Source organism: Arthrobacter sp. NPDC057259 (assembly GCF_042668995.1).
Lineage (GTDB): Bacteria > Actinomycetota > Actinomycetes > Actinomycetales > Micrococcaceae > Arthrobacter.
Genome location: NZ_JBHUYA010000002.1, coordinates 311,246 through 333,717, shown reverse-complemented (window position 1 = coordinate 333,717; position 22,472 = coordinate 311,246). Strand labels below are relative to the sequence as shown.

Annotated in this window: 19 protein-coding genes; 7 read left to right on the top strand and 12 right to left on the bottom strand. The window is 70.3% G+C overall.

Translation table 11 applies throughout. The features are described from left to right. Positions 1–38 precede the first annotated feature (38 nt). Positions 39–1,157, bottom strand: a complete 1,119-nt coding sequence (gene pstS / locus ACFUCU_RS05405; RefSeq protein WP_290256985.1) for a phosphate ABC transporter substrate-binding protein PstS — start codon at positions 1,155–1,157, stop codon at positions 39–41. 271 nt (positions 1,158–1,428) lie between these two features. Here pstS and ACFUCU_RS05400 point away from each other — a divergent pair, with 271 nt between their 5' ends. After that, a complete protein-coding gene (locus ACFUCU_RS05400) occupies positions 1,429–2,556 on the top strand; it encodes an aromatic acid exporter family protein (RefSeq protein WP_377971181.1) in 1,128 nt (375 codons plus the stop codon). A gap of 30 nt (positions 2,557–2,586) precedes the next feature. Then, on the top strand, positions 2,587–3,960 hold the full coding sequence (gene radA, locus ACFUCU_RS05395) for a DNA repair protein RadA (RefSeq protein WP_377971179.1): 1,374 nt from the start codon (positions 2,587–2,589) through the stop codon (positions 3,958–3,960). A 118-nt stretch (positions 3,961–4,078) separates the two neighbouring features. On the opposite strand, the gene ACFUCU_RS05390 is transcribed toward radA, so the two are convergent. Continuing rightward, the gene (locus tag ACFUCU_RS05390) at positions 4,079–4,288 is read right to left on the bottom strand and encodes a hypothetical protein (RefSeq protein ID WP_377971344.1); all 210 of its coding nucleotides are present in this window, start codon (positions 4,286–4,288) and stop codon (positions 4,079–4,081) included. Here ACFUCU_RS05390 and ACFUCU_RS05385 point away from each other — a divergent pair. After that, complete coding sequence (locus ACFUCU_RS05385) at positions 4,199–6,256, top strand: copper-translocating P-type ATPase (protein WP_377971342.1); 2,058 nt, start codon at positions 4,199–4,201, stop codon at positions 6,254–6,256. The two genes, ACFUCU_RS05390 and ACFUCU_RS05385, sit on opposite strands and share 90 nt — an antisense overlap. A gap of 77 nt (positions 6,257–6,333) precedes the next feature. On the opposite strand, the gene ACFUCU_RS05380 is transcribed toward ACFUCU_RS05385, so the two are convergent. Together ACFUCU_RS05380 and ACFUCU_RS05375 are read right to left on the bottom strand one after the other, a co-directional pair. After that, the gene (locus ACFUCU_RS05380) at positions 6,334–7,518 is read right to left on the bottom strand and encodes a fatty acid desaturase family protein (protein ID WP_377971178.1); all 1,185 of its coding nucleotides are present in this window, start codon (positions 7,516–7,518) and stop codon (positions 6,334–6,336) included. Positions 7,519–7,531: 13 nt separating this feature from the next. After that, a complete protein-coding gene (locus ACFUCU_RS05375) occupies positions 7,532–8,599 on the bottom strand; it encodes a ferredoxin reductase (RefSeq protein WP_377971176.1) in 1,068 nt (355 codons plus the stop codon). Positions 8,600–8,696: 97 nt separating this feature from the next. Between ACFUCU_RS05375 and ACFUCU_RS05370 the strand changes: the two genes are divergently transcribed. Beyond that, on the top strand, positions 8,697–9,899 hold the full coding sequence (locus ACFUCU_RS05370; protein ID WP_377971175.1) for a PucR family transcriptional regulator: 1,203 nt from the start codon (positions 8,697–8,699) through the stop codon (positions 9,897–9,899). An 86-nt stretch (positions 9,900–9,985) separates the two neighbouring features. Here the strand turns inward: ACFUCU_RS05370 and ACFUCU_RS05365 are convergent, their stop codons facing one another. Both ACFUCU_RS05365 and ACFUCU_RS05360 read right to left on the bottom strand, forming a co-directional pair. Further along, a complete protein-coding gene (locus ACFUCU_RS05365) occupies positions 9,986–11,353 on the bottom strand; it encodes a GAF domain-containing serine/threonine-protein kinase (protein WP_290256991.1) in 1,368 nt (455 codons plus the stop codon). 186 nt (positions 11,354–11,539) lie between these two features. After that, positions 11,540–13,153 carry a peptide chain release factor 3 gene (locus ACFUCU_RS05360; protein ID WP_377971173.1) on the bottom strand — a complete coding sequence of 538 codons (1,614 nt, stop codon included), beginning with the start codon at positions 13,151–13,153 and terminating at the stop codon, positions 11,540–11,542. A gap of 327 nt (positions 13,154–13,480) precedes the next feature. Here ACFUCU_RS05360 and disA point away from each other — a divergent pair, with 327 nt between their 5' ends. Beyond that, the gene (gene disA, locus ACFUCU_RS05355; RefSeq protein ID WP_290256993.1) at positions 13,481–14,557 is read left to right on the top strand and encodes a DNA integrity scanning diadenylate cyclase DisA; all 1,077 of its coding nucleotides are present in this window, start codon (positions 13,481–13,483) and stop codon (positions 14,555–14,557) included. A 74-nt stretch (positions 14,558–14,631) separates the two neighbouring features. Here disA and ACFUCU_RS05350 read toward each other — a convergent pair whose 3' ends face one another. After that, complete coding sequence (locus tag ACFUCU_RS05350; protein ID WP_290256994.1) at positions 14,632–15,312, bottom strand: hypothetical protein; 681 nt, start codon at positions 15,310–15,312, stop codon at positions 14,632–14,634. A 96-nt stretch (positions 15,313–15,408) separates the two neighbouring features. Here ACFUCU_RS05350 and ACFUCU_RS05345 point away from each other — a divergent pair, with 96 nt between their 5' ends. Beyond that, a complete protein-coding gene (locus tag ACFUCU_RS05345; RefSeq protein ID WP_377971171.1) occupies positions 15,409–16,431 on the top strand; it encodes an A/G-specific adenine glycosylase in 1,023 nt (340 codons plus the stop codon). Between the two features lie 24 nt (positions 16,432–16,455). Here the strand turns inward: ACFUCU_RS05345 and dhaM are convergent, their stop codons facing one another. The 5 genes from dhaM to ACFUCU_RS05320 all read right to left on the bottom strand — a co-directional run bounded on the left by dhaM (position 16,456) and on the right by ACFUCU_RS05320 (position 21,850). Further along, positions 16,456–17,127: a dihydroxyacetone kinase phosphoryl donor subunit DhaM gene (gene dhaM, locus ACFUCU_RS05340; protein WP_377971169.1), complete on the bottom strand. Its 672-nt coding sequence runs from the start codon at positions 17,125–17,127 to the stop codon at positions 16,456–16,458. After that, entirely contained in the window at positions 17,124–17,765 is a 642-nt protein-coding gene (dhaL, locus tag ACFUCU_RS05335; protein ID WP_377971167.1) for a dihydroxyacetone kinase subunit DhaL, read from the bottom strand. Before dhaL ends, dhaM begins: the two co-directional genes overlap by 4 nt. 2 nt (positions 17,766–17,767) lie before the next feature. Beyond that, positions 17,768–18,769: a dihydroxyacetone kinase subunit DhaK gene (gene dhaK / locus ACFUCU_RS05330; protein WP_377971165.1), complete on the bottom strand. Its 1,002-nt coding sequence runs from the start codon at positions 18,767–18,769 to the stop codon at positions 17,768–17,770. A 392-nt stretch (positions 18,770–19,161) separates the two neighbouring features. After that, positions 19,162–19,671, bottom strand: a complete 510-nt coding sequence (locus tag ACFUCU_RS05325; protein ID WP_377971163.1) for an amino-acid N-acetyltransferase — start codon at positions 19,669–19,671, stop codon at positions 19,162–19,164. Positions 19,672–19,729: 58 nt separating this feature from the next. After that, the gene (locus tag ACFUCU_RS05320) at positions 19,730–21,850 is read right to left on the bottom strand and encodes an alpha/beta fold hydrolase (RefSeq protein ID WP_377971162.1); all 2,121 of its coding nucleotides are present in this window, start codon (positions 21,848–21,850) and stop codon (positions 19,730–19,732) included. A gap of 124 nt (positions 21,851–21,974) precedes the next feature. Here ACFUCU_RS05320 and ACFUCU_RS05315 point away from each other — a divergent pair, with 124 nt between their 5' ends. Further along, entirely contained in the window at positions 21,975–22,421 is a 447-nt protein-coding gene (locus ACFUCU_RS05315; protein ID WP_377971161.1) for a Rieske (2Fe-2S) protein, read from the top strand. Positions 22,422–22,472: the final 51 nt, after the last annotated feature.

Sequence of the window (22,472 nt, the reverse complement as noted above, 5' to 3'; positions counted from 1 at the left end):
CTGGTGTTTCCACTATGCCTTGCGGGGAAAGGGATTCCCTAGGACTTTGCCTTGATCGATTCGATCGACTTCGCGGCCTTGTCCTGCAGGGCTTTGGACAGCGGTGCGGACTTCGCGGACTCGGCGGCAGCCTTCTGGCCGGCGTCGGAGACGACGTAGTTCTCGAAGGCCTTGACCAGGTCCGCGGTTTCCTTGCTGTCGTAGGTGCTGCAGACGACGTGGAAGGAGACCAGGACGATCGGGTAGGCACCCTCGATGGTGGTCTTGCGGTCCAGCTTGATGGAGAGGTCGTTGGCGGCGCGGCCCTCGACCGGCTTGCCGGCGTCGACGGCCTTGGCGGCGGCGTCGGCGGAGATCGTGGTGAAGCCGTTGCCCACCTTGATCTGGGCAACGCCCAGCTTGCCGCTGACGGCGGAGTCGTCGGCGTAGGTCACGGCACCGGGGGTGTCGGTGACGGTCTTGACGACGCCGGAGGTGCCCTTGGCGTTCTCGCCCTTGAGCGAGGCCGGCCAGACACCGGAGGACTTGTCGGTCCAGACGTCGGACGCAGCGGCGGACAGGTAGTCCGTGAAGTTCTGCGTGGTGCCGGAGTCATCGGAACGGTTGACCGGGGTCACCTTGAGGTCCGGAAGCTTGGCGTCCGGGTTCAGGGCGGCGATGGCCGGGTCGTTCCACTTGGCGATCTGGCCGCGGAAGATCTTGGCGACGGTGGCGGCGTCCAGCTTCAGGTCCTTGACGTCGGGCAGGTTGAAGGCCACGGCAATCGGGGAGATGTAGACCGGGATGTTCAGGGCGCCGTCGGGGCCGCACTTGGCCTTGGAGGAGGCGTACTCGTCATCCTTGAGGTACGCGTCGGAGCCGGCGAACTGGGCCGAGCCGTCGAGGATGGCCTTGCGGCCCGCGCCGGAGCCGTCCGGGGAGTACTGCACCTGGGCGCCCTGGTTGGCGGAGGCGAAGTTGGTCTTCCACACGTCCATGGCCGCACCCTGCGCGGAGGAACCGATGCCGGTCAGCGTGCCGGTGACCTTGGGGCCGGAGGCGGCCGGGGTGCCCGCGGTGGAGTTGGTCGCGTTGTCGGAGCCGCAAGCGGTGAGCGCCAGGGCGCCGGCTGCGATAACAGCGATGGCCGCGTTGCGGCCGAAGCGTGATGCCTTCACTAGATGTACCCCTTCCAGGGATAAACAGATGCGTGCCGGACCGGAGACGTCCGTACAGAAAAGACGGTGGGTACGTTTTGTACCTTTACCGACGCTAAGTGCCCCAAGTGAAGAGAATTGGGGTCCAAAGTTAACGGCGGGTTAACGAATCCCGGCCATCGGCTGACATCTGCACCGATTTCGACCGTTGATGGTTGCGCTGCGGGCGGACCGGTCGTAAGAGCCGCGCCGCGCGGAGCGGGCGCCGGGGCCAGCAAATAGACTGGACCCCATGGCCGCCGCTACAGGGATTTCCGCAAGCGCACGGTTCCTGCGTGGGCGGATTCGTACCGGCTTCGTCCGGAGCCGGAACTCGTTGCTGCCGGCGGTCCAGATGACTGCGTGCGCCGTCGGGGCCTACGCCTTCGCCGAGTACGTCCTGGGCCACACGGGGCCGCTGTTTGCCGCCACCTCCTCCCTGATCGCCCTGGGCTTCTCCCGTGACCCGCGGCTGCGCCGCGTCGTGGAGGTGGGCCTGGGCTGCACCATCGGCATTGTGGTGGGTGACCTGCTGCTGCACTGGCTGGGCGCGGGAATCTGGCAGGCCGCCGTCGTGCTTCTCTTCTCGATTCTACTGGCGCGGTTCCTGGACAGCGGAACGATTTTCACCACGCAGCTGGGCCTGCAGTCGCTGCTGGTGGTGCTGCTTCCGGCCCCGGCCGGCGGTCCGTTCACCCGCAGCATCGACGCCGTCGTAGGCGGGGTCTGCGCGCTGCTCGTGACGTTCCTGATCCCACGGGACCCGCGCCGCGAACCGCGCAACGACGTCAAGAAGCTGCTCCACGAACTCGCCGAGGTGCTCCGGGAATGCTCGGAAGCGCTGACCCGCAGCGACGCCACCCAGGCCTGGCACGCGCTGATCCGCGGCCGGAACTGCCAGCCGCTGGTGGACGCGATGCGGCAGAGCCTGCGCTCCTCCGGCGAGGTGGCCGCCCTGGCGCCGGCCTACCGGCGCTACCGCGACGAACTGGACCAGCTGTCCCAGTCGCTGGACTACATCGACCTTGCCCTGCGCAATAGCCGCGTCTTCGCCCGCCGCCTGACCAGCGCCATCAACCACGCCGCGCTCTCCGACGACGCCACCGAGAACATCGCCGAGGTGCTGATGGAAACGGCGGCGGCGATCGACGAGCTGGGGCTGGGCCTGGCGGAGGTGCACGACGGCGTCCGCCGCGCCCACCTGCGCACCGCCCGGGTGGAGCTCAGCGAGATCGCCGGCCGGTTGCACCCGCGCCTGCTGGACGTGCAGCGGCTGGAGGGCGAGACCGTGGTGATGCTCTTCCGTCCGCTGATGGTGGACCTGCTGGAGGCCTCCGGCGTGAACTCGGACGAGGCCCGGGACATCCTGCCTGCGCTCTAGCCTGTCGGTGCCCGAGGTTAGGGTGGAGCAATGGCTACAAAGACATCCCGGGCCGCCAAGGCGCCGGGCTATAAATGCGCGGAATGCGGCTGGACGACGGCCAAGTGGGTGGGCCGCTGCGGCGAGTGCCAGGCGTGGGGCACAGTGGAGGAAACCGGCGCCGCGGTGGCCCGGACCACCGCCGCCACCACCGTGCTGGAACCGGCCCGCCGGATCGCCGACGTCGACGCCACCACCGCCGCCTTCCTGCCCACCGGCGTGGACGAACTGGACCGGGTGCTCGGCGGCGGGCTGGTTCCCGGCGCCGTGATCCTGCTCGCCGGTGAACCCGGCGTCGGCAAGTCCACCCTGCTGCTGGACGTCGCGGCCAAGTTCGCCCGGACCGCCCAGGACGTTCTCTACGTCACCGGCGAGGAGTCCGCCGCCCAGGTGAAGCTGCGCGCGGACCGGATCGACGCCGTCGCCGAGTCGCTGTACCTCTCCGCGGAGACCGACCTGGGCCAGGCGCTGGGCCAGGTGGAAAAACTCGAGCCGAGGCTGCTGGTGGTGGACTCGGTGCAGACGCTCAGCAGCGCCGACGTGGACGGCAGCGCCGGCGGCGTCTCCCAGGTCCGCGAGGTGGCCGCGTCCCTGATCGCGGCGGCGAAGCGCCGCAACATGACCACCCTGCTGGTGGGCCACGTGACCAAGGACGGCTCCATCGCCGGGCCCCGGCTGCTGGAGCACCTGGTGGACGTGGTCTGTCAGTTCGAGGGTGAGCGGCACTCTCGGCTCCGGCTGCTGCGGGCGGTCAAGAACCGCTATGGGCCCACGGACGACGTCGGCTGCTTCGATCTGAACGAGAACGGCATCACCGGGCTGGCCGATCCGAGCGGGCTGTTCGTCTCCCGCACCAAAGATCCGGTGTCCGGCACCTGCATCACGGTCACCCTTGAGGGCCGCCGGCCGCTGCTGGCGGAGGTGCAGTCGCTGCTGGCAGAGAGCGCCAACGCCCAGCCCCGCCGCGCCACCAGCGGCCTGGACAGCTCAAGGGTCGCTATGCTGCTGGCGGTGCTGCAGCAACGTGCCGGCTGCCAGCTGCACAAGGATGACTCCTACGTGGCGACGGTGGGCGGGGTGAAGCTCAGCGAGCCCGCCACTGACCTCGCCGTCGCCTTGGCGGTGGCGAGCGCCAAGGCCAGGAAGCCGCTGCCGCAACGGCTGATCGCCTTCGGCGAGGTGGGCCTGGCCGGCGAGGTCCGGCCCGTCCCCGGAATCAACCAGCGGATCCAGGAGGCGCACCGGCTGGGGTTCACCCACGCCGTGGTCCCCGCGAGCCCGGCAGGGCACGGTCCGGTCCCGGAGGGTTTCTCGGTCCGCGAGGTGGGCCACCTGACGGAGGCGCTGAGCCTGCTGATCGCCTAGGCGCCTCCGGCCGTGCGCTGTGCCCGGCAACTGCCTGACGATGGGCGCCCGGCCGTGAGGCCCTTGCCACGCATACCCCCTAGGGGTATGTTGAGTGGTGCACGATGCCGATGAGTTTTCAGGAGGCAGCACCATGGAAAACCAGCACGGCGGCCACACGGACCAGCTCCGGGGCCGGCACCCCCACCCGGACCAGCACGACAGTGCCCGAGGCCACGGCGCACACGGCCATGCCGGGATGCCGGCCGGGGACGCCGCCCATCACGGCCAGCACCCGCCCCAGGATGACGACCATGCCGTCCACCAGCACGGCCAGCATGCCGGGCACAGCGTGGCGATGTTCCGGAACAAGTTCTGGCTGACCCTGGTCCTGTCCGTCCCCGTGGTCCTGTTCAGCCCGATGTTCGGCCACCTGCTGGGCTACGAACCCCCGCAGTTTCCCGGCTCCGCCTGGATTCCGCCGGTGCTGGGCACGGTGGTCTTCCTGTACGGCGGCCAGCCATTCCTCAAGGGCGGCGTCAGCGAGCTGAAGTCCCGCAAGCCCGGCATGATGCTCCTGATCGCGATGGCCATCACGGTGGCGTTCGCCGCGTCGTGGGCCACCAGCCTGGACCTCGGCGGCTTCGACCTCGACTTCTGGTGGGAGCTGGCGCTCCTGGTGGTCATCATGCTGCTGGGGCACTGGATCGAAATGCGCGCCCTGGGCTCGGCGCAGGGGGCCCTCGATGCCCTGGCCGCCCTGCTGCCCGACGAGGCGGAACGGATCACGGACGGCGGCACCGAGACGGTGAAGGTCTCCGACCTGGCCGAAGGGGACACGATCCTGGTCCGCCCCGGCGGCCGGATGCCCGCCGACGGCGAGGTGACGGAAGGCCAGGCCGAGTTCGACGAATCGATGATCAGCGGCGAGTCCCGCACCGTCCTGCGCTCCCCCGGTGACGCCGTCGTGGCCGGGACCATCGCGACGGACAACAGCGTCCGGGTAAGGGTCTCGGCCACCGGCGAGGACACCGCACTGGCGGGGATTCAGCGGCTGGTGGCCGAGGCGCAGTCCTCCTCCTCGAAGGCCCAGGCCCTCGCGGACCGGGCGGCGGCGTTCCTGTTCTACTTCGCCGCAGGCGCCGGCGTCGTGACCTTCATCGCCTGGACGCTGCTGGGCAGCCTGGCCGACGCCGTCGAACGCACCGTCACCGTCCTGGTCATCGCCTGCCCGCACGCCCTGGGCCTGGCCATCCCGCTGGTGATCGCCATCTCCACGGAGCGGGCCGCGCGTGCCGGCGTCCTGATCAAGAACCGGATGGCCCTGGAGCGGATGCGCACCGTCGACGTGGTCCTCTTCGACAAGACCGGAACGCTCACCAAGGGCGCCCCGGAAGTCCGGGATGTGGCCGCTGCGGAGGGTTCGGACCGGGACGAGGTCCTGGCGTTGGCGGCCGCGGTGGAGGCCGACAGCGAGCACCCGGTGGCCCGTGCAATCGTCACCGCCGCCCGCGGACGCGGGCTCGATGTTCCGGCGGCCAGGGACTTCACCTCCCTGACCGGCCGCGGCGTCCGGGCCGACGTCGGCGGCCGCCGGCTCCACATCGGCGGACCGGCGCTGCTGAAGGAACTGGGCCTGGCGGAGCCCGCGGACCTGGCGGCAGCCACCTCCGGGTGGGTCCGCCGCGGCGCGGCCGTCCTGCACCTGGTGGAGGGCGACCGGGTGCTGGGCGCAGTCGGCCTCGAGGACGCCGTGCGGGAGGAATCCCGGCAGGCGGTCGAGGCCCTGCAGCGCCGCGGCATCAGGGTGGCAATGATCACCGGCGATGCCCGGCAGGTGGCGGATGCCGTGGCGGAAGAACTCGGCATCGATGAGGTCTTCGCCGAGGTCCTGCCGGCGGACAAGGACAAGAAGGTTGCCGAACTTCAGGCCCGGGGATTGAAGGTGGCCATGGTGGGCGACGGCGTGAACGACTCCCCCGCCCTGGCCCGGGCCGAGGTGGGCATCGCGATCGGCGGCGGCACGGACGTGGCGGTGGAATCCGCCGGGGTGGTGCTGGCCGGCAACGATCCCCGGGCGGTGCTTTCCATGGTGGACCTGTCCCGGGCGAGCTACCGGAAGATGTGGCAGAACCTCATCTGGGCCACCGGCTACAACGTCCTCGCCGTGCCCCTCGCCGCCGGAGTCCTCGCCTTCGCCGGGTTCGTCCTCTCCCCCGCCGCCGGCGCCATCCTGATGTCCGCCTCGACGGTGGTGGTGGCCCTGAACGCCCAGTGGCTGCGGCGCCTGACCCTCAACCCGGCCCAGGTCCGCTAGGCCGAACAGACACGAAAAGGGGCGTCCGCTGGGCTGGCGGGCGCCCCTTTTCGGGTCAAACAGGAACTACGAAGCTGCTAGGCCTTCTTCGGCGGCAGGGCGAGCTTGAAGATCTTGGCCCAGGTGGAGCCGACCTGCTTCCACATGGGGCCGGTGTTGTAGGGCAGGTTGTACCGGCGGCAGATGTCCCTGACCTCGGGCGCAACCTCGGCGTACCGGTTGGACGGCAGGTCCGGGAAGAGGTGGTGCTCGATCTGGTGCGAGAGGTTGCCGGTCATCAGGTGCATGAACGGGGAGCCGGAGATGTTGGCCGAGCCGATCATCTGGCGCACGTACCAGTCGCCGCGGGTCTCGCCGTCGACCATTTCCTCCGTGAAGGTGTCCGTGCCGTCCGGGAAGTGTCCGCAGAAGATGACCGCGTGGGCCCAGACGTTGCGGATGGCATTGGCGGCCAGGGTGCCGTAGAGGGCCTGCTTGCCGGAGCCGCTGAGCATGGCGACGGCGGGGGTGGCGGCGTAGTCCTTGGTGAACTGCTTGACCGCCTTGATGCCGAGGGCCTTGAGGTCCTTGAGCAGGGCCTCCTTGCTCTTCTTGCCCTCGCGGTATTCCACGAGCTCCAGGTCGTAGACGGCGATGCCCCATTCGAAGACCGGTGCCAGCAGGGCGTTGTAGACCGGGTTGCCCAGGTTGAAGGGCTTCCATTCCTGCTGCGGATCCATACGGAGCAGGTTGTATCCGATGTCGTTGTCCTTGCCGACCACGTTGGTCCAGCGGTGGTGGAGGTCGTTGTGGGTGTGCTGCCAGGACCGGGACGGGGTGACGAAATCCCATTCCCAAGTGGTGGAGTGGATGTCCGGATCGCGCATCCAGTCCCACTGGCCGTGCAGGATGTTGTGGCCCAGTTCCATGTTCTCGAGGATCTTGGCGAGGCTCAGCAGGGTGGTGCCGGTGGCCCAGGCCGCCTTGTTCTTACTCACCAGCAGGGCCGCTCGGCCGGAGATCTCGAGCCCGCGCTGGATCTTGATCATCCGGCGGATGTACGCGGCGTCCTCGGCGCCGCGCTTGGCCAGCACCGCGTCCCGGATGGCATCCAGCTCGCGGCCGAGTTCCGCGACCTGTTCGTCGGAGAGGTGGGCGGCGGCCGGCGGCCGGACCAGCGGGCTGCCGGTTTCGGCCAGGGCGCCCTTGCGGGGCTTGGCGACGGCGGCTGCCGGGGCGGCGTCTTCGCCGTCGAGGGTGGGCTTTTCTGCAAGCGTGGTCATAGGGTGGCTCTCCTCAGAGGTCGAGGTTCACGGGCCCGGCGGCTGCCGAGACACACGTCTGGATAAGTTGGCCGGGCTCGCCGTGCACCTCGCCGCTGCGAAGGTCACGGACCTGGCCGGCCCGGAGTGGGGTCAGGCAGCTGTGGCAGATGCCCATGCGGCAGCCGCTGGGCATCAGCACGCCGGCGTCCTCGCCGACGTCCAGCAGCGGTGTGGCGCCGTCGGCCTCGACCTCGCGGTCGGAGGCCTCGAAGGTGACCAGGCCGCCGTCGTGCCCCTCGCCGCCGCCCAGGTTGGTGCTGAACCGTTCAATCGTGAGGTCGGTTCCGCGCTCCTCGGTGCCGGATTCGATCGCCCAGAGCGATTCGGCGTCGTCCAGGAATCCCTCCGGACCGCAGGCGTAGGCGGCCCGGTCCCGCCAGTCCGGGCACAGCCGGTCCAGCTCGGCACCGGAGCTGAAGTCGGCCCGGCCGCGTTCGCCGGTGAACCAGTGGGTCACCGTGAAGTTGGGGAACTGGTCGGCGAGCTCGGCGAGCTCCTCCAGGAAGATGGAGTCCTCCCGGGTCCGGGCGGTGTGGATGAGGACGACGTCGGCATCGGGCCGGTGCGGGACCAGCGTGCGGATCATGGACATCACCGGGGTGATGCCGCTGCCGGCGGTGAGCATCAGCAGGGGCCGCGGGTGCTCGGGGAGGACGAAGTGGCCCTGCGGCGGAGCCAGGAACAGTACGTCACCGGGCTTGGTGTTGCGGACCAGCGCGCCGGAGACGGCGCCCATGTCCGTGACGGTGATGGCGGGATCCTCGCCTGCGGGTGCGCTGAGCGAGTAGGAACGCCACTGGCGGACGCCGTTGAGTTCGACGCCGATGCGCGCCCACTGGCCGGCGCGGTGCGCCTGCCAGCCGCGGCCGGGATGGAAAAAGATGGTGGCGGAGTCGGCCGTTTCCGGGACCACCCTGGTGACCACGCCGCGCAGTTGGCGGGCGGAAAACACGGGGTTGAATAGCGACAGAATGTCTTCTGGGGCTAGCGGGGTGGTCAGCAGAGATGCGGCGCGCGCCAGCTTACGGAGCCGGATCATTTATCAAGTGTATGTCGGCAGGAGTCATAATTCTTCACCCAAGGCATACGATCGAGATGTAGAAACTATCTCGCCACAACAGTTTTTGGAGTCCACCATGGATGCGGCACCCACCTCCGGCACCGGCTACCCCGCCTATGACCCGCCCTGGCTGGCCCTGCCCACGGAGGTCAGCGACGTGCTCCGGCCCCGGATGCCGGGCATCGTGGAGGCCATTATCGACGCGGTGCCGCAGCTGGTGCCGGCCTACGCTCGTCCCATCGAGGGCCGCTTCGGCCGGGGGCTGAGGCGCGGGGTGGCCGCGGCCCTGGACCGTTTCCTGCAGCTGCCGGGCACGGCTCTGCCGGCCCTCTCGGAGGAAAGCCGGGAGCTGGTGGCGGGGCTGGGCAGCGGCGAGTTCCGTCAGGGCAGGAGCATGGACGCGCTGCTGAGCGCCTACCGGATGGGCGCCCGGGTGACGTTCCGGGAGATGTCCAAGGTCTCGATGGAGCAGCACCTGGGCCAGAACGTGGTGGTTGACCTGGGCGAATCGATCCTGGCCTACATCGACGAGCTCTCCGCCGTCAGCGCCGAGGCCTACGCGTTTGAACAGTCGGAGCGGGCGGGCGCGGTGGACCGCCGCCGGACCGAGTTGCTGGACCTGCTGCTGCTCGGCCAGGCGGACGAGGCGGCCCTCCGCCAGACCGCCGCGATGGCCGACTGGGCGCTGCCGCAGCGAATGTGCGTGGTGACGCTGCCGCTGGACCGGGCAGCGGGCCTGCGACTGAGGCTGGGCCCCGGGACCCTGGTGATCGAGCGGGAGACCGACGCCGTCGTCCTGGTTCCCGCACCCCGTTCCGCGGCCGCGCGGCGGGACGTGGACAACGCGCTGCGCGGCCGCGGTGCCGCGGTTGGGCCGGCCGGGGGCTGGGAAAAAGTGCCCGACTCACTGCGTCTGGCCGTGCTGGCCGCGTCAGTCCTGCCGCACCGTGACGGCCCGGAGGATCCGCCAATCTGGGCGGACGAGCACCTGGCCGCCGTGGTGCTGGGCGCCGAGCCGTCGGCCATCGCCGAGTTGGCCAGCCGGCGGCTGGCACCGCTGGAGGGGCTCCGGCCGGCGCAGCGCGAACGGCTGGCCGAGACGCTGCTGTCCTGGCTCCGGCACTGGGGCCAGCGGGGCCCGGTGGCCGAGGAGCTCGGGATCCATCCGCAGACCGTGGGGTACCGCGCGGCGCAGCTGCGGGAGCTGTTCGGCGACGCGCTGGAGGACCCGGTGGCTCGCTTCGAGCTGGAACTGGCCCTCAACGCCGGCAGGCGCTAGGACGGCAGGTGCGCGGTCACGGAGGCGCTGGTAGGCAGGCGCTGGATCGGCAGGCGCTTGCGGCGCCGTCCCGTGGCCGGGCCGGCTCAGCCCGCGGCCAGCTCCCTGCCGCGGAGCCTTAGCTCGAGGTCGTTCATTACCAGGGCGGCCAGGTCCTCGAGCGTGCGGGTGTCCTCCGCGCCGAACTCCCTGGGCTCCCGGTCCAGGATGCAGAAGGTGCCCAGGTTGTAGCCGTCGGGGGTCCGCAGCGGAATCCCGGCGTAGAACTGCAGGCCAAACTCGCCCGCCACCAAGGGGTTGGCCAGCGTCCGCGGGTCATTGGCGGCGTCGTTGATAATCCAGGGCCCCTCCTGCAGGATGGCCGAGGCACAGAGCCCGGGGTCACGGCCGATCTCGCTCACGTCGGTGCCATGGTGGGCCTTGAACCAGATCCGGTCGTGGTCCACGATGCTGACGATCGCCACCGGCACCGAGAACATCCGGGCCGCCAACGCCGCGATGCGGTCGAAGGAGCCGTCCGCTGGCGTATCCAGGATGCCGTAGCGCTCAACGGCCCGCATCCGCCCGGCCTCGTCGGGTACCGAGCCGCCGCGGCGTCGGCGGCCGGATGAGCTGATGATCTCCTGCCGGAGGGCCAGGGCCACCTCCCTGGCGGCCGGCCGGCCGGCCGGGTCGCGGGAGAGCATGGAGGCGAGCAGCTCCGCCCACTTGGGCGCCAGCTCGTCGGGGATCTTCGGGTCATGGAGGAGCCGAGCGACGGCGGACTGGATCGGCGCCCCGGGGTAGGCCATGTTTCCGGTTAGCCCCTCCAGCAGGACAAGCCCCAGGGAGTAGACGTCGCTGGCGGGACCGGCCGGGCCGCCGGCAGCCTGCTCGGGGCTGAGATAGGCGGGCGTTCCGGAGGTGCCGCCGTCCTCCTGGTCGTCCTCCGGGGCGTCCGCGAAGCAGGCGACGCCGAAATCGGTGAGCTTGGCCCGGGGCCTGCGGTCCTCATTGCTGTAGTCCACCAGCAGGACGTTCCCGGGCTTGACGTCCCGGTGCACCACGCCGTGGTGGTGAATGTAGGACAGGCCCTCGGCGAGGTCGTAGCCGATGTGTGCCATATGCGCGGCGGAGAGCGGTCCGCGGACGGTTCGGTGCCGCAGGTCCTGGCCCGGGACGTACTCCATCACCAGGTAGCTGAGCTCCTGGCCGTCGTCGTCGCGGTCCGAACCGGCGTCCAGCAGCATCACCAGGGCATGATGGCTCATCCCGGCGAGGATGCGGGCTTCCTGCCGCTGCAGCCGGACGGCACCGGGGCCGTCCGGGTCGGCGCGGAAGAGTTTCACGGCAACCTCACGGCGCAACTGCTGGTCGTAGCACCGATACACGGTGGACTGGCTTCCCCTGCCGATCAGGGACTCAATCCGGTAGCGCCCGCCAAACAGGGCTCCGGATTCGATGGTGATGGTCAACGCCTTTAGGTGTTCCCTCGTTCGGGGTCCGCTGAACCTCGGCGGATCGGTGCTGTGAGCTGGCCTGGGGCCGGCGCCCGCAAATTAGCAAGGTTACTTATGATAACGCGGAATCGCCGGAATGATAGGGGCCGCGGCGTTTATTTCGCCGCGGTCCCCGGGCGTCCGGGCCAGGTGATGCGGTGGCTACTTCGCGGGGTTGTGGGTGCCGATCGGGACCAGCGTCAGGTCCGGCAGGTTCTTCTCGATCCGCCGCAGCGCCCACACGTCGTTGAAGAGGGCCAGGTACTCGCCGTCGGAGCGCAGCAGCACCTCCGCGCCGGTGACGTTGGCCAGCGCGGGCATGGCGTCCGCCGTCGTAATCCGGGCCAGCGAGTAAGGCAGCCGCTCCAGCCGCATCGGGGCGCTGAAGTCGTGGGCCATCCGGTCCTCGACCACCTCGAACTGCATGGGGCCGACTGCGGCGAGCACGGGTGCCTGGTCGCCGCGGATGTCGGAGCGAAGCACCTGGATGACGCCCTCGTGCTCGAGCTGTTCGATGCCGCGGCGGAACTGCTTGAAGCGGCTGGGGTCCTTGGAGCGGGCCACCTGGAAGTGTTCCGGCGCGAACAGCGGGATCGCGGGGAATTCCACCGGCTGGTCCAGGAACAGGCTGTCGCCCACCCGCAGCGCGGAGGCGTTGACCAGGCCCACGACGTCGCCCGGGAAGGCCTCGTCGATCACCTCTCGTTCGCGGCCGAAGACCTGCTGGGCGTACTTGGTGGCGAAGGACTTACCGGTGCGGCCCTGGGTGACCACCATGCCGCGTTCGAAGACGCCGGAGCAGACCCGGATGAAGGCGACGTGGTCGCGGTGGGCCTTGTTCATGCCGGCCTGGACCTTGAAGACGAAACCGGCGAACGGGGCATCCACCGGCCGCGGGTCGCCGTCGACGTCGGGGCGGGGTGCGGCGGGCGGGGCGAAGTCCACCAGCGCATCCAGGATCTCCTTGACGCCGAAGTTGAGCGCCGCGGAGCTGAAGAGGATGGGGGTGGCCTTGCCGGCGTGGAAGGCCTCGACGTCGAACGCGAGGTTGGACTCGATGACCAACCCGGCCTCGTCCACCGCGTTGGACCAGTCATCGCCCTGGCTCTCGGCGGCCTCTTCCGGGGTGAAGTAGTCGGTCAGGGCGATGTTGGCGCCGGCGTTGTTGCGCTGGAACCGGGCGAAGCGGTCGTTGCGCAGGTCCCAGACGCCGCGGAAGTCGCCGGAGATGCCCACGGCCCACGTCAGCGGCATGGGCTGCAGACCGGTGCGCTCGGTGATCTCGTCCATCAGCGCCAGCGCGTCCAGGCCGGGGCGGTCCCACTTGTTGATCACGGTGATGATGGGCAGGTTCCGCTGCTTGCAGACCTCGAAGAGCTTCATGGTCTGGGTTTCCAGGCCCTTGGCCGCGTCCACCAGCATGACGGCGCAGTCAACGGCCGCGAGCACGCGGTAGGTGTCCTCGGAGAAGTCGGCGTGGCCGGGGGTGTCCAGCAGGTTGATGACGGTGTCCCGGTAGGCGAACTGGAGCGCCGCGGAGCTGATGGAGATGCCGCGGTCCTTTTCCATCTGCATCCAGTCGGAGACCGTTTCCTTGCGGTTGGCCTTGCCGCTGGACGCACCGGCGGTGCCGATCACCTTCGCGTGCAGCGCCAGCGCCTCGGTCAGCGTGGACTTACCGGCGTCGGGGTGGGAAATGACTGCGAAGGTCCGGCGCCGGCCCGCCTGCTTGTGAATCTCCTGGACTCGGGCGGGGCTGTGGACATCTTGAGACACGGTGCTACTTTCGCTGCGGCTTGGGGCGGGTTCACTGCGCGGAGAGCCCGCGATACACCCAGGACTCCAGTTTATCGCAGGGGCGGGACAGCCCCGGCGGAGCCCAAAATGCGGTCCGCCGGGGTCCGCGGGAAGAGCACTTTCCGGGCCCCGCCGGAGTGCTCCCATGGACCACTTTGGGGCTTGTCCGTGCGGAAAACGGGGCACCGTACCCCTATGATGGTGCTACCGGGCGACCGGGCATTTTTGTTCTGACCGGCCACCGCGTGAAATCCGCGGATCCGGCGCACAGCAGGCAGTGGCCTGCACCTTTGAAGGGAAACACCCATGGCTCGGAGCCCCGAAGACGCACTCAAGGCGACGCTGGCCAGGGTGGCCCCCGGCACCGCCCTTCGGGACGGGCTAGAACGGATCCTGCGCGGCCGCACCGGCGCGCTGATCGTGCTGGGCATGGACCGGACCATCGAATCCATCTGCTCCGGTGGGTTCGAGATCGGCATCGACTTCTCCCCCACCCGGTTGCGGGAACTGGCGAAAATGGACGGCGCGATCGTCTGTGACAAGGACGCCAGCAACATCCTGCGCGCCGGAGTGCAGCTGGTGCCCGATTCCAGCATCGAGACCCAGGAGACCGGCACCCGGCACCGGACCGCCGAGCGCGTCGCCATCCAGACCGGCGTGCCGGTCATCTCCGTGAGCCAGTCGATGCAGATCATCGCCCTGTACGTCAACGGCCTGCGGCACGTGCTGGAAGGCTCCGAGAAGGTCCTGGCTCGCGCCAACCAGGCCCTCGCCACCCTCGAGCGGTACCGGTCGCGGCTGGACCAGGTCACCAGCTCCCTGTCCGCCCTTGAGATCGAGGCGATGGTGACCGTCCGGGACGTCGCCGTCACCCTGCAGCGCCAGGAGATGGTGCGCCGGATCTCCGAGGAAATCTCCCAGTACGTGCTGGAACTCGGCGAGGACGGCCGTCTGCTGTCGCTGCAGCTGGACGAGCTCACCGTGGGCCGCGGCCCGGGCAGCGACGTGATCATCCGGGACTACTCGGGCCCGCACGCCTCCGTCGAGGACATCGACAAGGCCGTCAAGGCCCTGGTCAGCCTGGATTCGACGGAGCTGATCGATCTGGGCAAGATCGCCGGGATCGTCGGGTTCGCCGGCGGGGAGGCCAACCTCGACGCCGTCGTCCAGCCGCGCGGCTACCGGCTGCTGTCCGGCCTGAAGGCGGTGCCGAAGGCCGTGGCCGACCGGCTGGTGGACCACTTTGGCGGCCTGCAGTTCCTGATGGCCGCCACCATCGATGACCTGATGACCGTGGACGGGATCGGAGACCAGCGCGCCCGGACCGTCCGCGAGGGCCTGAGCCGGATGGCGGAGGCCAGCTTGCTGGACCGGTTCCTCTAAACCGGCTGCGCTAAACCGGCTCCCTCAACCGGCTCCGCCGGGTTTTCTCCCCCGGCCCGGCCGGCTCAGCCGGCTTAGCCGAGCTGGAAGACGGCCTTGGGGCTGGTCTTGTTTCCCAGCCGCGCCGTGAAGACGTAGTACGCGCCGCCGCCGCCGGGCTGCGCCGCGACTGCCTTGCACCCGTCGACGGACCGGTTCCGGGCCCACGGGAAGTTGGCCGTCTCGCTCTGACCGGGGCCGATCGACTTCACCAGGTCGCCGCTCTCGGCCTGGCAGTCCGCCGAGGAGAAGATCCGGTCCGCGCCGCTGGTGACGACGTACTCCATCTGCGAGGTGCCGATATTGACCTCACAGGGGACCTGGTTGCCGTTCGTGACCTTGAGCGTCAGCAGCGGGTTCTCGCCAGGACCGTAGACGGCCTTGTCCGTGGCGGCAGTGACGGTGATCAGCTTGTCGTCGCAGGCCGACGTCGGGCTGGGCGTCGCGGAGGCAGTCGGGCTAGCGGACGCTGAGGCGCCGGCGGAGGCCGTCCCGGACGCGGCGGCAGACGCGGTGGCGCCGCTAACGTTGGCGCTGCCTGCCTGCCCTGCGTCGTCGGAAGAGCCGCCGGAAAGGGCATTGGAGACGGCCACGACACCGGCCACGGCGAGCGCCAGGACCAGGAGCAGGACGGCGCCGGCAAGGAGGCGTCGACGGCGGTAGACGGCTTTACCCGGTTTCCGGGCCGTACCGCGAGCGTTGCCTTGCCTGACCATTCTTCTAGGCTAGAGAACCGCGCCTCCGATCACACACCACCACGCCGCTGGTCCGGCTATGGTGCGCGTCTCTATTAAGCTGGTCCGATCAAAACAATGACTCCCTCCCCCGAAACAATGGCCGCCCCCACCGCGCATGGCTCACCCGCCGCGCAGGCAGTGGGCGCCCCCGCCGCACCGCCCGCCGGCCGGCTGGCGGAGCTCCACGCCGCCCTGGACTTCTGGTTCGCGGACACGGCCCGGGACCTGCCGTGGCGCGAGGCGGACCGCACCCCCTGGGGCGTCCTGGTCAGCGAGATCATGCTGCAGCAGACCCCGGTAGTGCGGGTGCTTCCGGTGTGGGAGGAGTGGCTGCGGCGCTGGCCCGAACCGGCCGACCTGGCCAAGGAAGCCCCCGGCGAGGCCGTCCGCGCCTGGGGCCGGTTGGGCTATCCGCGGCGCGCCCTGCGGCTGCACGCTGCCGCGGCGGCGATCGTCAATGACCACGACGGCGACGTGCCCGGCACCTACCCGGAGCTGCTGGCGCTGCCCGGCGTCGGAACCTACACCGCGGCTGCCGTCGCCGCCTTCGCCTTCGGCCGGCGGGAAACGGTGGTGGATACCAACATCCGCCGGGTGCACTCCCGGCTGATCGGCGGCGCCGCGCTGCCCGCCCCGGCCCTCACCGCCGCGGAGATGCGCCTCGCGGCGGAGCTGCTGCCCGAGGGCGGGTCGGAATCGGTGCGCTGGAATGCCGCCGTGATGGAACTCGGCGCCCTGGTCTGTACCGCCCGCTCACCCAAGTGCGGGCAGTGCCCGGTCCGGGGTGCGTGCGCCTGGCTGGCCGCCGGGGAACCCGCGCCCACTTACACCCCCAAGGGCCAGGCCTGGCACGGCACGGACCGCCAGGTCCGCGGGGCTGTGGTCGCGGTGCTGCGTGTTGCCGAGGCGCCGGTGCCCCGGGAGCTGCTGGACCGCGCGCCCGCCGACCTGGGGTTCATGCCTGTTGGGATCGGTATCCCGCTGGCCGCCCTGCACCGGCTGAATGCCCCGCCGGAACAGCTGGAGCGTGCCGTGGCCGGGCTGCTGGCCGACGGCCTGGCAGAACAGCATCCGGCAGGGCTGCAGCTGCCGGCCTGAGCGCCAAGACGAACTAGGTGAAGCCTAGGGCTCACCAAACCCGTCGCTGATGAGTCCGCCCAGGTAGTCGACGGCCTTGACCGCGTCCGGACCGCTGGCCTCGATGTGCAACACGGTACCCTGCCCGGCACCCAGCATCATCAGCTCCGTCATGGACTCCCCGTCGACGCCGTTGATGGTGACCGTGGCGTCCATTCCGGCAAGGCTCCCGGCGATCTTGGCGGCCGGCCGGGCGTGCATGCCGGCCTTGTTGACCAGTTCGAAGTCTCCCTGCGCGTCCGGAGCTGCGGTCCTCTCCGCATGGGCGTGGTGGTGCTCCGGCGGCCGGTAGACGGCCTCGGCCGCCTCCTTCACGGTCTCCGCGTCGGCTCCGGTCTGCGCGGACACCGCGGCCGCCACCAGGCCCTCGATCAGCGGAGCATCGGCCAGGTGGATGGAACCGGGGTCCGTGGCAAACTCAACGGCAGATTCGGCAGTCATCACGGCGGAGCCCAGGTCCGTGAGGACCACCACGCCCTCGCCGCCGTCGGCCTGTTCCAGCGCGGCCATGACCTTCTCCAGGCTGGTACCGATCCGCCCGTCGTCGGTGCCGCCCGCCGCGATGATGGGCACGTCCGGCGCCATCTGGGCGGCGAGTTCGACGGCACCCTCGGCGATTTTCGCGCTGTGTGAGACCACCACCAGCCGCACCGTCATGCGGCGCCCTCCGCGGCCTCAGCGGCGGCCCTCAGGATCAGGGCGGTGGACACGGCCCCCGGGTCGCGGTGGCCGATGCTGCGCTCCCCCAGATAGCTGGCGCGGCCCTTCCGCGCCTGCATCGGGTCGGTGGAGACGGCCCCGGCCTCCGCGGCGTCAGCCGCCGCGGCCAGCACACGGCCCGGGCTTCCGCCGTCGGCCCGGGCAGCCGCCGAGCCCGCGTCGACGGCAGGGGTCCAGGCATCCACCATGGTCTTGTCCCCCGATTCGGCCTTGCCGCGGGCCACGATCCCGTCCCGGGCTGCCGTCAGCGCCGTGGCGAGCGTGCCGGCGTCGATGTCCGCGGCGTCGCCGAGGGCGGTTGCTGCACGCAGGAAAGCGGTGCCGTACAGCGGTCCCGCGGCTCCGCCCACCTTGGACATCAGCGTCATGGCGGTCAGCTTCAGCGCGGCTCCGGCGGTTTCCGGGGGCGCCTCGGCGAGCTTGTCCATTACGGCTTTGAAGCCGCGGTCCATGTTCTCGCCGTGGTCAGAGTCCCCGATGGGCCGGTCCAGTTCGATCAGTTCCACCCGGTGCTCGGCCATGGCCTCGGCCGACAAGGTCAGCCAGCGGACGGCCCAGCCGACGTCCAGCCCCACGGTCAGGCGCCCCAGCGCAGGGCCGCGGTGTGCACGGGTGCGTCCCAGAGGGCTGTCATCTCGTCGTCGAGCTTCAGAACGGTGATGGAGCAGCCCTGCATCTCGAGGGAGGTGATGTAGTTGCCCACCAGCGAGCGCTCCACGCTCACGCCCTGCTCCTCGAGCCGGTGCACCGCGCGGCGGTAGACGATGTAGAGCTCGCTTTGCGGGGTGCCGCCCATGCCGTTGACGAACAGGAGGACCTTGTCCCCGGACGCCAGTCCCAGGTCGCTGACCACCGGGTCCAGGAGGCGGTCGGTGATGCCGTCCGCGGGCTCCATGGGAATCTTCTGCCGGCCGGGTTCGCCGTGGATGCCAATGCCGATCTCGATCTCGTTGTCCTCCAGCTCGAAGCTGGGGACACCCGCGTGCGGGACCGTGCAGGCGGTCAGCGCCACGCCCATGCTGCGCACGTTCTGGTTGACCCTGTCCCCTATCGCGGCGACGGCATCCAGGTTATCGCCGCGTTCGGCCGCGGCGCCGGCGATCTTCTCGACCAGGACGGTGCCGCCCACGCCCCGCCGCCCGGCGGTGTAGAGCGAGTCCTGCACGGCGACGTCGTCGTTGACCAGCACGGTGCGGACCTCAACTCCCTCGGCCTGGGCGAGTTCGGCGGCGGTCTCGAAGTTCAGCACGTCGCCGGTGTAGTTCTTCACGATGTGGACGACGCCGGCCCCGGAGTTGGAGGCGAGGGTGGCGGGCAGGATCTGGTCCGGGGTGGGCGAGGTGAAGACGGCGCCGGGGACCGCGGCGTCCAGCATGCCCTTCCCGACGTAGCCGCCGTGCAGGGGTTCGTGGCCGCTGCCGCCGCCGGAGACGAGGCCCACTTTCCCGGCCACCGGGGCGTCCTTGCGGACGATGTATTTTGGGTCGGGGTGGACGGTGACGAGGTCCGCGTGGGCGAGCCCGAAGCCCTCCACTGATTCGTCGACCACGGCCTTGGGATCGTTGATGAGTTTCTTCATGGCTGCGCTCCTGGATGGTGTCCTGGCTGCTTTGGTTGAACCCTACTACCGGCGTCCGGCCCGCGGTAGGCTCCGGGGCCGGGCGGGACTGCGGAGGGGAATTCCGGCCACGCGTCCGGCCCCAGTCCCTCCTGCGGGGGCAGCCGCCGGCCCGGGCGCAAGCCGCCGCCGGCTTCACCGCCACCACCGGCACCGTCCGTTGCTCCGCCGTCGTAGGCCGGAGCGTCGCACGGCGGCAGCGGAGGGGCGTCCACGGACATCTGGAACGCGGAAAAGTCAGGAAAGATCACGCGGTGTTGCACAGTCTGCCTCCGGACGACGGCGGCCCTTCCCCGCCGGGCCGGCATCAGTTTATCCACCGAGTGGAGGTGGCGGAAGAGGCCGGGCGGCCCTTACAGGGCGCGGATCATCCGGGTGTTACCGAGGGTGTTGGGCTTGACCCGGGCAAGGTCCAGGAACTCGGCGACGCCCTCGTCGTGGGAGCGCAGCAGCTCGGAGTAGACCACCGGGTCCACCGCCGTCTGGTCCGCCATGACGGCGAAACCGTGGCGCTTGAAGAACTCCACCTCGAAGGTGAGGCAGAAGACCCGGGAGACGCCCAGCGCGCGGGCGTCGTCCAGCAGGTGCTCCACCAGCTGGTGGCCCACGCCCTTGCCGCGCCACGCGTCGGAAGTGGCCAGGGTGCGCACTTCGGCCAGGTCCTCCCACATCACGTGCAGCGCGCCGCAGCCGATGACCTCGCCGTCGGACGATTCGGCAATCCGGAACTCCTGCAGGCTCTCGTAGTAGGCGACCGTCTCCTTCGCCATCAGGATCCGCTGGTCCGCCAGGGGCGCCACGAGGGTCTTGATCGCGGCGACGTCGTGGGTGCGGGCAGGGCGGATCCGGATGGGCTCAGTCACGGCCCCATCCTACTGCTCCGCCCCGCCGCCCCCGTGCGCCTCACGCCTCCCCGGCGGCCTAGACGCCGAGCTCCGCGGGCACCGCGATGTCCTCCTCCAGCAGGTGCCGGGCGAGGAAGTGCTCGACGACGCCGTACCAGACCTTGGCGTGCTGCGGCTGCAGGATCCAGTGGTTTTCGTCCGGGAAGTAGAGGAACCGGTGGTCGGTGCGGCCATCCCCGTCCGCGGCGAGCTGGGACTTGGCGAGCAGCTCGTACCAGAGCCGCAGGCCCTCGCCGATCGGCACCCGATAGTCCTTGTCGCCGTGGATCACCAGCATGGGGGTGCGGATGTTCTCCACGAACAGGTGCGGGGAGTTAGCCGCGGCCATCTCCTCGGTCATTTCCTTCAGCCAGTACTGGGCCGCGTCGGTGGTGGGGCCGAACTGGTCCAGTGCCCAGAGGCTGGCGTGGGTGACGATCGCCGTGAACCGGTCCGTCTGGCCCGCCACCCAGTTGGCCATGTAGCCGCCAAAGGAGCCGCCCATCGCCGCGGTGCGGGTCTGGTCGATGTCCGGCCGGTCCACGACCGCGTCGGTGATGGCCATCAGGTCCGTGAAGGGGGCCTTGCCCCACTCGCCCCAGCCGCTCTGGATGTGGTCCTGGCCGTAGCCGGTGGACAGGGCCGGGTCCGGGAGCAGGACGGCATAGCCCCGGGCCACCAGCAGCCACGGGTTCCAGCGCCAGGTCCAGGCGTTCCAGGAGCCCAGCGGGCCGCCGTGGATCCAGAGCAACAGCGGAGCAGGGCTCTCCGCCGAGGCGTCGTCGGGCAGGGCCAGGTAGGCGGGGACCCGCCGGCCATCCGCGGCGGTGGTTTCCACCCGCTCCAGCCGGCCCGGGTGCGCAGGGCGCCCGGCGGGGGCGGGCAGCCGGGTGACGTCGCCTGAGGCGAGGTCGATCCGGACCGCCTCGGCGGGGAATTCGTAGGAGCTGCGGAGCGCGTAGGCATGCTGCCCGTCCGGTGAGACGACGACGTCGGTGTAGGCTGCGGCGTCGTCGGTCAGCCGGTGCGGTGCGCTGGATGCGGCGCCGGTGCCGGAGTCCGCCACGTCCACCCGGAACACCGGGGTGGCCCCGTCCTCGTCCGCGGTGACCAGCAGAGCCGAACCGTCCGGCAGCCAGGCGGCCGGGCGCGGCCAACGGTCCCAGCCTTCCGCCAGCGGGCTGAGCCTCGCGTCGGGTCCGGTGAGGTCCAGCAGGTGCAGCCGGACCTGCGGCGCTTGTTCCGGGGTGGTGTCGGTTTCGCTGAGCACGGCCAGGGTGCTCCCGTCCGGGCTGACGGGGCCGGGGAAGTAGCTCATGCCCGGCTCATCCAGCAGGACGCGGGTGGTGCCGGTGGCGACGTCCACGGCCACCAGGACGATCCGGGAGTCGGCGTTGGCCAGCGGCCGGGTGAAGCTGCTGTAGATGGTCTTCCCGTCCGGGCTGACCGACATATCGGCCTCGCGGAGCCCGCTGCCCGCCTCCGGGGTGAGGTTGCGCAGGGTGGCGGGGGTGGCGGCGTCGACCGTTCCCGGGGTGCCGTTCTCCGGTTCCGTGCCGGGTTCGACGGCGAAGATCCGCGGCTGGCCGGGACCGAGGTCGGCATCCCAGTACCGCACCGGATAGCCGGTGTGCAGGATGGCGGCTACCTTCTTGTCCTTGCGGGCCTTCCGGCGCTCCTCGTCATCGGTTTCGTCCGTGGAACCGGCCAGCACCGGGGCGGTGACGAACACGGCGTCGGCGTCCCGGGCGGCCAGCACGCCGCTGACCCCGCCGGCGCGGGAGAGAGCCAGGCGCGCTTCTCCGCCGTCGGCCGGCAGCGCCCAGAGGGCCTTGACGGCCTCGGCGTCGGGGTTCTCCGGGTCCGGGCGCTCGGAGGTGAAGTAGAGGGTGCCGTCGGCGGCGAAGGCGGCCCCGGCCTCGCCCTTGGCGCTGCGGGTCAGCCGCCGGGCCGGGCGCGTTCCGGCCGGGTCGATCTCCCAGAGCGCGGTGCGGTAGTCGGTGCCCTTGTCGTTCAGGGTGGCGACGGCGGTGACCAGGCGCCGGCCGTCCGGGCTCATGGCGAGGCCGCTGAGGCGCGGGATGGCCAGGTAGTGGTCCAGGTCGTGGAAGGGTGTCTGTGGGAACCCGCCGGTCGAAGGCGTTTCGGTTGAAGGCATGGTCCGATTCAACACCCGATGTGCCCCCGATCACACCGGGTTCACTAAGAGTGAAACAATGCTTTCAAGATTCCGGTATGTAGGCCCGCAGCCAATTCCCAGCGCCGGTTGGCAGAATGGGGCCATGAATCCTGAACAGATGCTCCCCCGACGTTCCCTGCTGCTTGGCGCCGGAGCGGCCGGCGGCACCGCCCTGACGCTCTCCGCCTGCTCCGGGCCGGACTCCGACGCGGCCGCCACCAGCGACGCCGCGGCGTCTTCCGTCCCCGCGGGCACCCCCGTGCAGGTGGGGAAGGTCAGCGAGGTCAAGGTGGGCGGGACCGCCACCGGCAAGGTCAACGGCAAGGCCGTGGTGATCTTCCGCCCGGACGAGAAGACCGTCCTGGCCTACGACGCGGCCTGCACCCACGCGGGCTGCCCGGTGGCCCCGGCCGGCGGCGACTTCGAATGCCCCTGCCACGGCTCCTCCTTCAAGGGCAGCGACGGCAGCGTCATCCAGGGCCCGGCCCGCGCGCCGCTGGCCAAGCTGAAGGCCGCGATCGACGGCGAATGGATCACCGTCACCGCCTGATGACCCGTCGCGGCCCTGGGCGCGGGCCTCAACGCTTTAAGGCTTAACGAC

Excerpts from the sequence above, each read along its gene's own strand:
- ACFUCU_RS05400 (WP_377971181.1), top strand. The coding sequence starts at position 1,429 with ATGGCCGCCGCTACAGGGATTTCCGCAAGCGCACGGTTCCTGCGTGGG.
- radA (WP_377971179.1), top strand. The coding sequence starts at position 2,587 with ATGGCTACAAAGACATCCCGGGCCGCCAAGGCGCCGGGCTATAAATGC.
- ACFUCU_RS05385 (WP_377971342.1), top strand. The coding sequence starts at position 4,199 with ATGCCGGCCGGGGACGCCGCCCATCACGGCCAGCACCCGCCCCAGGAT.
- ACFUCU_RS05380 (WP_377971178.1), bottom strand. The coding sequence starts at position 7,518 with ATGACCACGCTTGCAGAAAAGCCCACCCTCGACGGCGAAGACGCCGCC.
- ACFUCU_RS05375 (WP_377971176.1), bottom strand. The coding sequence starts at position 8,599 with ATGATCCGGCTCCGTAAGCTGGCGCGCGCCGCATCTCTGCTGACCACC.
- ACFUCU_RS05370 (WP_377971175.1), top strand. The coding sequence starts at position 8,697 with ATGGATGCGGCACCCACCTCCGGCACCGGCTACCCCGCCTATGACCCG.
- disA (WP_290256993.1), top strand. The coding sequence starts at position 13,481 with ATGGCTCGGAGCCCCGAAGACGCACTCAAGGCGACGCTGGCCAGGGTG.
- ACFUCU_RS05350 (WP_290256994.1), bottom strand. The coding sequence starts at position 15,312 with ATGGTCAGGCAAGGCAACGCTCGCGGTACGGCCCGGAAACCGGGTAAA.
- ACFUCU_RS05345 (WP_377971171.1), top strand. The coding sequence starts at position 15,409 with ATGACTCCCTCCCCCGAAACAATGGCCGCCCCCACCGCGCATGGCTCA.
- dhaM (WP_377971169.1), bottom strand. The coding sequence starts at position 17,127 with ATGACGGTGCGGCTGGTGGTGGTCTCACACAGCGCGAAAATCGCCGAG.
- dhaK (WP_377971165.1), bottom strand. The coding sequence starts at position 18,769 with ATGAAGAAACTCATCAACGATCCCAAGGCCGTGGTCGACGAATCAGTG.
- ACFUCU_RS05320 (WP_377971162.1), bottom strand. The coding sequence starts at position 21,850 with ATGCCTTCAACCGAAACGCCTTCGACCGGCGGGTTCCCACAGACACCC.
- ACFUCU_RS05315 (WP_377971161.1), top strand. The coding sequence starts at position 21,975 with ATGAATCCTGAACAGATGCTCCCCCGACGTTCCCTGCTGCTTGGCGCC.